This window comes from Planococcus sp. 1R117A (assembly GCF_051417975.1).
Classification (GTDB): Bacteria; Bacillota; Bacilli; order Bacillales_A; family Planococcaceae; genus Planococcus; species Planococcus shenhongbingii.
Genome location: NZ_JBPRLO010000006.1, coordinates 123,769 through 136,073 on the forward strand (window position 1 = coordinate 123,769; position 12,305 = coordinate 136,073).

Below are 12,305 nucleotides of genomic sequence, written 5' to 3' on the forward strand. Positions count from 1 at the left end.
TAAAAAATTTCTTATAGTCTAATTGTACGTCTGAATAGCAAAACAAATGGGTACTTCTATATTAATAACCGTTAACTCGGACAAAAAGAGTTCATTCTAAAATGATTTCAATAAATGCGAGAGGTGAAGCATAGTTATGGCTGAGCAAAACACTCCATTAAAAACTCATGTTTGGATACTGGGCATTTTGAATATTCTCGATGGAATCCTGACTTTCTTTGGCATCAAATTTGGTTATATAACAGAAGGCAATCCCTTATTAAGCTCTTTTTCTCCTTTCTCCATTCTAACAATCAAGTTCTTCTTATCCCTTTGCCTTTTCAGTTTGCTTTTTACGCCATTCATTTCAAATCACTCCCGCCACTGGCGCTACCTGCTAATTTCCGCTAATGTTTTATACTTCCTAATTTTGTTTCTTCATGCCAGCTGGGTCGCCTTTGTTGTCATGGCCCATAATTTCATGTTTATCGTTCAGATGAATAGCGGTCTATAAAAGCAAAACGCCCAACAGAAGTCGGGCGTTCTTGAAATTCTAATTCTTATAAGTACTTCTCCATCCAACCGGTAATCTGTTCGAGGCGCGCAAAGCGCAGATTCGGTTTTCCTGTACGCGACAAGTTATGGTCGGCTTCGGGGAAACGCACAAATTCGGTTTCTTTCCCCATGCTCTTCAAGGCCACGTAAAGCTGTTCAGACTGCTCGATCGGGCATCGGTAATCGTTTTCCGAATGCAAAATCAGTAAAGGCGTTTTCACATTTTCCGCATATTTCAGCGGCGAATGATGCCATAGCTTATCGACATCCGTCAGATTAGCACCTAATTGCCAGTCGCTGAAATAATAGCCGATATCTGATACTCCGAAAAATGATACCCAGTTGGAAATTGACCGCTGTGTCGCGGCCGCTTTAAAACGGTCCGTATGCCCGACAATCCAATTCGTCATAAAGCCGCCATAACTGCCGCCTGTAACGCCAAGTCGCTCTGTATCAATCCAGCTATGTTCTTCGATCATTCCTTCAAGGGACTTCATGATGTCCTGATAATCCGATCCGCCGTAGTCTCCTCGCACTGCATCGACAAATTCCTGGCTATAGCCATGGCTGCCGCGAGGATTAACGTACAACACACCGAAACCACGTGCAGCAAGCACTTGCATTTCATGGAAAAATGTATTGGCATACATGGCATGCGGCCCTCCATGGATATTGACCACAAGCGGATATTTCTCTCCTTGTTCAAAGCCGCGCGGTTTCATGAGCCAGCCATGGACGTCCCAGTCTTTATCTCCTTTTACAATGATTGAAGCAGGCTCAATCAATTCGGTTTCTTCTATATAAGTCTTGTTGAACTCGGTCAATGCCTGGCGTTCTCCTGTAGCAATTGTCAATTTATACAACTCTCCTGGATTCACCGGCGTGCTGATTGCCGCTATAGCGAATACACCGTCTTTTGAAATATCATAGCCGTAAACATGCTCCATCTCCGGAGATGCAGGATAAACGGCGCCATCAAGCGACGCAAAGTATAGACGCACATCTCCCATGGCAGAAACTTGAAAATACAAATGATCATCTTTTGTCCACACCACCGCCGGCGCATTTGCCCCTTGCTGGAAATCTGCCACGACGTAATCACCAACCGGAGCATCCAAGCCTTCTGTCAAACAGAAAAGAGATTCTTGTGCGACATCGTAGACATAAATGTTCGAATGTGTGGCGTTTTCAAATTGGCGTGTAGTCCCCGCAAAAGCGATTTTTGAATCATCATGGGAAAAAGCAGCTCCTTCAAAATAGCCTTCTTCTTCCACTATCGGAATTTCTTTTTTTGTTTTGACTTCATACAGATAAAGCGGCTGGCGGAAAATGAAATCAAGATTTTCTTCACGTGTTACGCCATAAACCAGTTTATCTCCTCGGTGTGATACTGCTTCCAGCCCATAATGATAATTGCCTTCCGTAATCTGTTCGACATCATTAGAATCGATATCAATTACACCGATATGGCGATGAAAGTCCATCGGCAGTAAGCCCATGCCATCCATTTTATACTTCAGCTTTGTTACAAAAACCGGTTCCGGCTTTTTCTTTTCATCTTTATCTTCTTTGTCTGTAAAAGTCTTCCCTTCTTTAGCAAGTGCATTGAACCAGATTTTTTTGCCGCATGGCGACCAAAGGAAAGCATCGACTCCTTTTTCAAAATCGGTCATTGCCCGTGCTTCCCCGCCTGTTGACGGCATTACATATAATTGATTTTTTTCATCGCGTGTAGATAAAAAAGCGACATAATTGCCGTCCGCTGACCATGCCGGAGCAGAAACCCGCTCTTTGCCATGCGTCCATTGCGTCACTTTTCCACTTTCCAAATGAATATGATATAGATGGGCAACGTATGTATTTTCTTCTTCGTCCATATGAGTCCGGATAAATAATGCTCTCGTACCATCTGGTGAGATATGGGGATCAGTGACTGACACTAAATTTGTTAAATCTTTTATTTCTACTGCATTTTTATCCAATGAAAATCCTCCTAGTGAAATCTATTTCGAAACTCGCAATACTTGTTTCTTTAGTATAAGGAAAACTGTCAGTTTTTTCAATCAAGTCCCAAACAAAAAAGCTTCAGCATTAATTGCTGAAGCCATTCTATCATTTATTCAATGCTTGCTCTTTCAAAGAACGGCGAAGAATTTTGCCGGTTGTGTTTTTCGGCAGATCTTCGAGAATCTCGAAATGTCTTGGCACTTTGTATTTGGCTAAATGTTCCACGCAATATGTGTGCAAGTCTTCGGTAGTCACTGAAGCATCCTTTAATACGACATAAGCATGGACGGCTTCACCGAAATTTGGATCTGGTAAACCCACAACAGCGGCTTCCAAGACTCCTGGATGGGCAAACAGCACTTCTTCAACTTCACGCGGATACACGTTATAGCCGCCAACAATAATCATGTCCTTCTTGCGGTCCACAATATAGAAATAACCTTCTTCGTCAACCCGGGCTAAGTCGCCCGTATAGAGCCAGCCGTCACGGAGGGCGGCATTGGTCTCTTCCGGCATTTTGTAATAGCCTTTCATCACATTCGGGCCACGGACAATCAATTCACCGACTTCGCCGGCCGGCACTTCTTCCCCGAGTTCATTGACGACTTTGTTTTCAACGTTGATAATCGATGTGCCGATCGAACCGGCTTTGCGTTCGCGGTCAATCGGATTAAAGCAAGTCACCGGTGAAGCTTCTGATAAACCATAGCCTTCCGAAACACGGACCTTGAACTTTTCCTCGAAATTGTGGAGCAGTGCAACCGGCATTGCAGAACCGCCTGAAATGGCTAGCCGGACTGTTTCAAAATCGGCTGTCTGAGCTTCCGGGAACTGGTACATGAAATTGAACATCGTCGGCACCCCGGCAAAAATCGTCGCCTTTTGTGATTTGATCGCTTCAAAAACTTCTTTCGGATTGAAGCGCGGCACTAGAATAATAGTGGCTCCTTGCATCAGAGGCGCATTTACTACGACTGTCAAAGCAAAAACATGGAATACCGGCAAAGTGGCCACCACCCGGTCGTCAGGTGTTATGCCCAAGTAAGCACCCACATCGCGTGCGTTTGAGTAAAGGTTTTCATGCGTCAGCATGGCACCTTTCGGCTTGCCCGTCGTCCCCGATGTGTACAAAATGACTGCATTGTCATCTGTTTGCACCTCGACGGTTTGCTCAAATGATCTCGGTTTACGGATAAGGTCTGAAAATGCATGCACTTTCGCTTTTACATCTGCCGGCAATTCAGCCAGCTTGGCTGCCGTTTCCGGGGCAGTCTCACAAACGATAAAAGAAGAAACCGCTGGCAGCGCCAGATGAGCTTTTTCAATAAGCGGCAAGAGAGCATCGAGTGCAATGACTGCTTTTGCGTCACTGTCTTTCAGTATGTAAGCGATTTCATTAGGTGCATAAATCGGGTTAATCGGAACAGCGGTCGCTCCTAATCGCATAGTCGCGTACAACGAAATGAGGAAATGCGGTGTATTGCCTAACAAAAATGCGACATGGTCCCCTTTTTCGATTCCCAGTGATTTCAATGCTCCTGCGAATTTCGTAACGGATTGATCAAACTCGCCGTACGATGTATCTTTCCCCATAAAATGATACGCCGTCTTGCTTGGATCTTGCTGCGAAATTTCATGAACAAGCTTCCCTAAATTCATTTCCCATCCCTCTTTCGCGTTGAATGAATACTCATTCATAATTTACTTTGTATTCATTATAAAATAAATGTTCAGACAATACAATAAGGTTCGCGATTTAATAAGGCCTACGCAATAGCTTCTGAGCTTTTTCATGGAATATCGGTTTAGCGACTCCATTCAAAATGATTTTCAGCTTTCCCAACAACACAAAAAGCATCGTAAAATTACGATGCTTGCAGATGGGCGATGTAACGCCAGCGTATTAAAAAGAAATACAAGATTTGAGCAACTGTAAAGCCGCTCAATACAAGGACCATTTCGCCCAAAATCGATAATTCGGCAAATTCATCCCATACTACTTGAAGTGAGATGAAAGCGAACGTACTGTGAAGCAGCGCTACTGCCCAAGGCAAAAAGAATTGAGGAATCAGCTGCCGGTTGACAATTTTTCCGAGTTCCTTTTCTGTCATGCCAAGGCGGACCAGCAGCAAATATTGTTTCCGGTCACGTTCGAGCCCTGTATAAAGCTTGAAGTAAATAAAGCTGCCGGCTGCCAGCAAGAACACAGCCGCTACCATCACACCGATGAATAAGAGAATCGCAAAGGACGACTTGAACCATCGATAATCTTCCCCAGGATTTTCAAAGAAGAAATTCACATTGCTGAAATCCGCCTTTGCTATCGCTTGTTGCATCAGCTCAGTCAACTCTTCACCGACCGTCACTGTTTCTTCCCACTCAGGGATGGCAAAAGCATAATAAGTAAAAGTTGATTCTCCTCGTGCATAGCCGGCAAGCGGTTCATCTATTGCTTCATAGTCTTCGTCATTAACGACGATGCTGTTTACATTCATCGTATGGTTCGGAAACATAATTCGCTGATAAACTTCATCAATTGACAACGAGATGCCGCTTTCCACCAAAGTGGTTTGGGAAGTCAGGTTTTCCAACTCTTTTAACGATTCTCTTGAGTATGGAATAAACAGCCCTTTCCCTCGTTCAGGATAAACCGGTTCAAAATCGAGCGCAAAAGCTAAACGGTTGAACTGTGAGGCCGGGACAATATCCACGTCATTCCCAGTTAATGCTGAAGTTTGGCGTTTTATAGGAATGGGCACCAGATCATAGGCCAATTGCTTTTCTTCTAATTGCGAAGTCAGCCCTTCTATGTGTTCCTGCTCTGCTTCATTGCCCTGGAATGAAATATAAACCAGTCCCAATGGGTTGGATTCCCGGAAATCTCCTGTATAAGACATGAAAGAAGCCAATGTCCCTACCGTCAAGAAAGCGACTGTCGACACAATCGTCACGATAAAAAACATCTGGGCGCTGTCTTTTAGTTTCACCGAAGCTTCAGCAAGAGATACAAGACGTGTTTTGTGCCAGTAAATCCCTTTTTTCCGCTTGTATATATTCAGCATCGAATGAATCGAATGGGTAAAAAACAAATAAGTTCCGAGCGTAGCAAGCGGCGGTATGATCACTGCCAGTTGATAAACGGTTTTATCAGTCACAATGGAAGCTAAAATATATGTACATATAAGAAGTACGATTCCAAGAACTGATAATACTTTTGACACATTTGATACTTCTTCCGTTTTCCAATAGCCCTGCAGCAAATCCAAGATTCCTTTTGTCCGGATAAACGCAACACTGATAAAGGAAATGATGATGAACAAACTGGTGAAAGCTCCTATAGTCAATGCAAAAGGCTTCCATGAAACATAGAGCGGCAAGGATTCCAGTTCCATGATTTCGCGTCCTATCATAAAGAAGAACTTGGAGAAGGCAAAACCAAGAGCAATCCCAGCTATAGTCGAAACAGCGCCGAGAATGATTGTTTCGAAGAAAATCAATTTGTTCAATTGTTTTTTTGTCATCCCCAAATGCATCAGAATGCCAAATTCTTTAGAACGTGCCTGCAAAAAGGCGCTCATGGAATACAATAAGAAAAACAGTGTGAAAACATATAATACAATTTCTGCGATGAACATGCCGCGGACGGCTAATTCCTGCAATCCGTCTTCTTTAAAAAGCGGATGAAAAATAAACATCGAGTAAACAAAAAACACCATAACGGAAAAAACACTGGCCAGAAAAAAAGCGGCGTAGCTCCGCCGGTTTCGAAGGACGTTATGGTAAGCGAGTTGCCGAAAGGTCATTCACATTTCCCCCAAGCAAGGATAGAACATTCAAGATTCTTTGATAGAACGTCTGGCGGCGTTCATCGCCGTATATTTCATTGAAAAATTCACCGTCTTTGATAAACAAGACCCGATCACAATAGCTGGCGGCGATGGGGTCGTGGGTAACCATCACAATGGTAGCCCCTTCGTTGGCACTGACTTTTGACAATAAGTCCAGCACGTCACGGGAAGCTTTTGAATCCAGGTTGCCCGTCGGTTCATCCGCCAGAATAATGGCCGGTTTGTGAATAAGTGCACGCCCGATTGCTGTGCGCTGTGCTTCCCCGCCTGAAATTTCGTTGGGGCGTTTATGAAGTATCGAAGTCAAATCGAGCCGTTTGGCAAGCTCCAGCACCCGCAATGCCATTTCATTGGTCGGCACATAATCGAGCGTCAGCGGCAAGACAAGATTCTCTTCAACTGTCAGCATTTGCAGCAAATTGAAATCCTGAAAAACAAAGCCGAGTTTGCGTCTTCTGAATAATGCTAAATCATTTTTATCCAGGCGATGCGGATTAACCCCATCAATCAGAATTTCACCAGCAGTCAGTGTATCGATAGTGGAAATCAAATTCAGCAACGTTGTTTTTCCGCTCCCGGATGGTCCCATAACAGCGAGAAACTCACCTTTTTCCACTTCGAAGCTCAGCTGATTCAGTGCCCGATGTGTGACTTTCCCCTCGTACACCTTCGTCACTTCGTCGATTTTCAATAACGACATCGTCTTTTCCTCCTGTTGGTATGTCTTGGTTGTAGAACGACACCGATACCGTCGTGCCTTGTCCATGGACTGAGGAAATGGCCAATTTATGCCCAAGTTTTTCACATACTTCTTTGGCCAAATATAAGCCCATGCCGGTCGATTCCCCTATTTTACGACCATTCTCGCCGGTGAAAAAAGCTTTTGTGATGCGCGGCAAATCGGATGATGGGATGCCGATGCCTTCATCTCGAATGGTTAAAACCGCATGGCCATCTGCACATTCTGCATGAATGTACACTTTTTTATTCGGTTCAAATGTGTATTTTAAAGAATTTGTCAAAAACTGGCTAAAAATGAACTTCATCCACTTTTTATCAGTCGCCACCATACAGTCTTCCGCCATATCAATTTCAGGATAAATGCGTTTAGAAATGAACAAACGTTTATTTTCTGTGATGGTTTCTGACACCAAGGTGCGCAGAGAAATTTGTTCAATTTGCATATCTTCTTCAAATGTATCAAGACGCGCATTCATCAAGACGGTATCAAGCCCTGACTTCAGCCGATCCACTTCTTCCCGGACGCTGTTTTTGTCGAGTTCCCCTTCTTCCTGCAGCAATAACTGCATCACGGATAAAGGCGTTTTCATCTGATGCACCCATTGGTTCATAAATTGCAAATGGCGTTTTTGAGTTGCATAAAGCGCCTGCGCTTCATTTTGGTAAAGACGGTACAGCTCTTGTAAATATTTTTCACTTTGAAGCTGTTCAGGCGATTTTCCTTCCCGTTGTATCGCGTGTTCCATGTTTTCCGGAATGGCCAGGATTTTTCGGTAGAAATGATATCTCTTAACGAAACGGGCAGCCAGAAAAGTACCGACTAATAGCGTGCTAATCACAAAAGAATAAATGGCTGTATCCAAATTGCGAAAGCCATCCAGCCAATAAAGCGCCATGATAAAAGCCACTAAGACAACTTGAAAGACGATAAAAGCTGCGTGCTCTTTAAAGAACAGTCGGAACATTACAGTTCCTCCTCATGGATCAGCAAGCGATAACCGGATCCCCGAACTGTTTCGATTGATGAAAGCACTTCATAGTCAGCCAATTTTTTCCGAACGCGCGTCATGTTTACATTTAATGTGTTCTCATCAACAAAAGCTTGATCATCCCATAATTCTTCCAGCAGCTGCTCACGCGTCACTACTTTTGGAAACTGGGACAGCAGCAATTCCATGATTGTGCATTCTTTTTTCTGCAATGGGATGATAATTGTTTTGACGTGAAGCTCCATTCGCTCCAGAAATAAAGCAATGCGGCCCGCTTTCACAGAACGCTCTTCTTGTTTTGGTGCGTATTCCCCATAGGCCCTGCGCAGATGACTTCTTATTTTTGCAAGGACGATTTCATAATGGAAAGGTTTCGTGATGAAATCATCTCCGCCATTCTCCAAAGCAAATACCTGATCCATTTCTCCAGATCTGGCTGATATGAATAATATAGGGCAAGTGGATATTTGACGCAGCTGACGGCACCAATAATACCCATCATAAGAAGGCAAGTTTATATCAAGCAGAACCATATGGGGATCAAATACTTCAAACTCATCGAGGATGCGGTCGAAATCTTTCGCGGTTTCCACTTCGTAATGGTATTTGCGCAAAGTTTCAGCCAGCAATGCCGCAATTTTCAAATCATCTTCTACGATGAAAATCCGTTGAGCTGCCACATCGATTCCCCCTTTCCTGTTTCTTTCCATTTTAACAAAAGAGCCTGCTCAATAGCAGGCTCTTCATGAATTCTTAATAAATTAATTTTAAAAACTCTTCTTTTGTGATGCCGCCGAGATATTTTGGAATATCGAAATTGCTGATGGCTTCATCCAGCGATGCCCGTTCATACTTGATCCCTGTGATGGCTTGTTCGATTTCAGATACATCGCCTACTCCGAAAAAGTCGCCGTAAATATTGGCATCCTGTACGATTCCGTTTTCTACTTGAAGGCGGACATCAATACCGCCGACAGGGAAACGGTGAGAATGCTTCACATTGAATTTAGGGGATTTGCCGTAGTTCCAGTCCCAGTTGCCATATCGCTCTTTCGAAAGCTCACGGATGTTTTCCCAATCTTGATCAGTCAATTCCCAGTACTGAATGTTTTCTTCACCTTCAAACAATGAAGCTAGAATAGCAGAACGGAATTCCGTAACAGTCATCGGCTCTTTTAAAAACTCTGAAATATTGGCCACGCGGCTGCGGATGGACTTGATGCCTTTTGATTCGATTTTTTCTTTGCTGACTTTCAATGCGGAGACGACTGCATCTATTTCTGTATCAAACATCAGCGTTCCATGGCTAAACATTCGGCCACGGGTCGAGAACTGGGCATTCCCTGAAATCTTGCGGCCTTCCACGATCAAATCATTGCGTCCTGAAAGTTCTGCATTGACGCCAAGGCTATGCAAAGCGCGCACTACAGGTTCCGTGAATTTTCGGAAGTTGCGGAAGCTATTGCCGTCGTCGACGGTGATAAAGCTGTAATTCAAGTTTCCGAGGTCGTGGTAAACCGCACCGCCGCCTGACAACCGGCGGACCACATGGATGCCATTTGAATCAACATAATCGGTATTGATTTCTTCAGCGGTGTTCTGGTTTTTCCCGATGATAATGGAGGGTTCATTTATGTAAAACAGTAAAAATGGATCTTTTTCGACATCCATCGTTTTCAATAAATACTCTTCGATTGCCAAGTTAATGCGCGGATCAGTAATGCCCTTATTATCTACAAAATACATAATTTCTCTCCTTTGAAGTTCATTCTTTCTCTAGTTTAACGGATTATTTAAAAAAATTCACGATTAAGGGTTGACGAACTCTTTCTGTTATAATACAATTCAATAAACCAACACAGTACTATAACAAAGGAGCTGGAACAAATGATTGAAAACGTAGTGGAATTTTTCAAGAATCTGCCCCCGAAACAATGCTCGAATTGTGGAGAAAAAGTTGAAGAACAGCATGAATGTTATGGTAGCCAATGTGAATCGTGCAATAATCTATAAGAATCCATAAAAGAAGCGGACGCTGTCAATCAGCGTCCGCTTCTTTTATTTTTGTTTGGAGATGATTTTGCTGTATTAATTTCTGTACTATTTTAAATGTATAAAGAATGACCCACTACTACACCGCTTCGGCCTCTTTGGGCAGGACTTCCGCGACGAGCAGTGAAGATCACACTATTTCTTAAGTTCATCTAAAATAACAAAAGCCGGCTGCATGATGCAGCCGGTTCTCTATTTACCTCAATGACCAGAATGATCTTCCATCTTGTCCATGCCTTCTGAATCTTCACTGTCGTCAGGCACAATGGAAGCCGGATCTGGATCTCCTACTGTTATTTCCTGCTTCGGCATCACATGCAGACGGCGTGCGCTGGTATGGGCCTGCATGAAATAAAGGCCTTCTTCTTCAAAAACCGTTTCTGCTTCGTATACACCATTCCCCGTATGTTCAGCTTCAATCATTTCTCCACTGTCACGGTGTCCGGATTGCCACACTTCATAAACGACTTCATCCGCATCTTCTACCGCTTCATCGCCTTGTGTTACTGAAGCAGACAAAACCACTTCTTCTGCTGCTTCTGCAGTTTCAGGCGTATTGATTTCCACCACTATTTCTTCCAGCGAATTTCCTGCCCCTGCAGAATCGGCTTCCTCACTGCCGCATGCTGCGAGCAGCAAAAAAGGCAATGCCAGCCAAATTAACTTCTTCATATCGTACCTCCGCTTTATTGTTCCACATGGCATCGTTCAATGATTTCGCGGGCTGCGGCTGCACCTTGGTCAACACAACTAGGCAGCCCATATCCTTCAAATGAGCTTCCGATCATTTGAACCATGGGAAAAGCTGTTTTCATTTCTTTTCGCATTTTTTCAATGCGTTCTTTATGCCCGACTAAATATTGCGGCATTGCTTCTTTCCAACGGGAAACGATTGTGAATTCCGGATCTGCTTCGATTGCCATCGATTTCCTCAAATCCGCCAAGACAGTTTTTTCAATTTCTTTGTCTGATAATTCCACAACGGCTTCATCGCCAACACGGCCGATAAATGCCTTGAACAGCATTTTTCCGTCCGGAGTTTGCGATGGCCACTTGCAATGTGAGGCAATACATGCCGTAATAGCAAAATCGCTGTTTCGCGAAACCACAAAACCGATTGCATTATCCGTGTATTGCTTGACCGCTTCAGCGGGAAAAGCCATGGATACAGTTGCCACTGACGTCGCCGGCATTTCCTTCAATTCTTTCATTAAGCCATAAGGTTCAAACAACGATTGAACTTTCGAATGCGGAAGTGCAAAAATCACGTCATCCGCAATGATCGTTGAATCGTTATTTAATGTCAGCACGGCTTTAGCATTGTCGTTTTCAATGCTTTCCACTTTCACACCTTTTAAAACGGTACTAGCGGAAAGTTCTTTTTCCAGTGCTGCCACTAACGTTTCTAAACCATGCTGGAATGTTTGAAAAACCCCGTTCTTATCGGTAGTAAATTCTTCCGGTAGAATATTCCCGTTTTTTTTCATTCCGAAAATCAAACTGCGATGCTGCTGTTCGATTTCATAGAATGCCGGAAATGTGGCATTTATGCTCAACCGGTCAATATCCCCCGAGAAGTATCCAGAAAACAGTGGCTCGATCAAGTTTTCAACAACTTCCGTACCAAAACGGCGACGGACAAATGGTCCCACCGGCTGGTCCGTTGCAGCAGGAGACTTAGGCAATACCAAGTCACCAACTGCACGAATTTTACCGCTCCAGGAATACAGACTCGAAGTAAGGAATGGACCAAATGCAGTCGGCACTCCCATTACAGAACCTTCCGGTACAGGATGCAGTTTATCTTCAACCATCACATAGGTTTTACCCGCTCCGCTTTCAATCAATTGATCATCGATCCCTAATTCCTTGGCTAATAGATTGATGCTATTTGTTCGGGCGAGAAACGAGTCAGGTCCACGCTCTATCACAAAACCGTTTTTACGAAGCGTCTGAATTTTACCGCCTAAACGGTGTGTTGCTTCGATTAACGTAACCTCCAACGAAATGTTTTGCTCTTTCGCTTGTTTTTGTAAATAGTAAGCAGCAGACAGACCTGTGATTCCTCCGCCCACGACTGCTACTTTTCGCGTTCGTTCCGTCACGTTTCGCCTCTCTTTCGCTAATGAAATTC

11 protein-coding genes are annotated in these 12,305 nt (G+C 43.8%); 2 read left to right on the top strand and 9 right to left on the bottom strand.

All coding sequences use genetic code 11. The features are described from left to right. The first annotated feature begins 136 nt into the window (after positions 1 to 136). Positions 137 to 493 (top strand): DUF5658 family protein, encoded by a 357-nt coding sequence (locus ACSFXN_RS16930; protein ID WP_437151304.1) that lies wholly within the window; start codon positions 137 to 139, stop codon positions 491 to 493. A 46-nt stretch (positions 494 to 539) separates the two neighbouring features. On the opposite strand, the gene ACSFXN_RS16935 is transcribed toward ACSFXN_RS16930, so the two are convergent. The 7 genes from ACSFXN_RS16935 to ACSFXN_RS16965 form a co-directional block, all read right to left on the bottom strand. After that, on the bottom strand, positions 540 to 2,516 hold the full coding sequence (locus ACSFXN_RS16935) for a S9 family peptidase (RefSeq protein ID WP_437151305.1): 1,977 nt from the start codon (positions 2,514 to 2,516) through the stop codon (positions 540 to 542). Between the two features lie 130 nt (positions 2,517 to 2,646). Further along, positions 2,647 to 4,200 (bottom strand): fatty acid--CoA ligase family protein, encoded by a 1,554-nt coding sequence (locus ACSFXN_RS16940; protein ID WP_437151306.1) that lies wholly within the window; start codon positions 4,198 to 4,200, stop codon positions 2,647 to 2,649. 206 nt (positions 4,201 to 4,406) lie between these two features. Continuing rightward, positions 4,407 to 6,344 (bottom strand): FtsX-like permease family protein, encoded by a 1,938-nt coding sequence (locus ACSFXN_RS16945; RefSeq protein ID WP_437151308.1) that lies wholly within the window; start codon positions 6,342 to 6,344, stop codon positions 4,407 to 4,409. Then, a complete protein-coding gene (locus ACSFXN_RS16950) occupies positions 6,316 to 7,089 on the bottom strand; it encodes an ABC transporter ATP-binding protein (RefSeq protein ID WP_437151309.1) in 774 nt (257 codons plus the stop codon). The genes ACSFXN_RS16945 and ACSFXN_RS16950 overlap by 29 nt, the downstream gene beginning before the upstream one ends. Continuing rightward, positions 6,992 to 8,095 (bottom strand): sensor histidine kinase, encoded by a 1,104-nt coding sequence (locus ACSFXN_RS16955; RefSeq protein WP_437151311.1) that lies wholly within the window; start codon positions 8,093 to 8,095, stop codon positions 6,992 to 6,994. The genes ACSFXN_RS16950 and ACSFXN_RS16955 overlap by 98 nt, the downstream gene beginning before the upstream one ends. After that, positions 8,095 to 8,799, bottom strand: coding sequence for a response regulator transcription factor (locus tag ACSFXN_RS16960; RefSeq protein WP_300992008.1), 705 nt, complete (start codon positions 8,797 to 8,799; stop codon positions 8,095 to 8,097). The genes ACSFXN_RS16955 and ACSFXN_RS16960 overlap by 1 nt, the downstream gene beginning before the upstream one ends. Before the next feature lie 73 nt (positions 8,800 to 8,872). Next, a complete protein-coding gene (locus ACSFXN_RS16965; protein WP_437151312.1) occupies positions 8,873 to 9,865 on the bottom strand; it encodes a lipoate--protein ligase in 993 nt (330 codons plus the stop codon). A gap of 141 nt (positions 9,866 to 10,006) precedes the next feature. Here ACSFXN_RS16965 and yhfH point away from each other — a divergent pair, with 141 nt between their 5' ends. Continuing rightward, positions 10,007 to 10,132, top strand: a complete 126-nt coding sequence (gene yhfH / locus ACSFXN_RS16970) for a protein YhfH (RefSeq protein ID WP_300992006.1) — start codon at positions 10,007 to 10,009, stop codon at positions 10,130 to 10,132. Positions 10,133 to 10,372: 240 nt separating this feature from the next. Here yhfH and ACSFXN_RS16975 read toward each other — a convergent pair whose 3' ends face one another. Further along, positions 10,373 to 10,843: a FixH family protein gene (locus tag ACSFXN_RS16975; RefSeq protein ID WP_437151314.1), complete on the bottom strand. Its 471-nt coding sequence runs from the start codon at positions 10,841 to 10,843 to the stop codon at positions 10,373 to 10,375. Positions 10,844 to 10,857: 14 nt separating this feature from the next. Beyond that, positions 10,858 to 12,276: a protoporphyrinogen oxidase gene (hemY, locus tag ACSFXN_RS16980; RefSeq protein ID WP_437151316.1), complete on the bottom strand. Its 1,419-nt coding sequence runs from the start codon at positions 12,274 to 12,276 to the stop codon at positions 10,858 to 10,860. Positions 12,277 to 12,305: the final 29 nt, after the last annotated feature.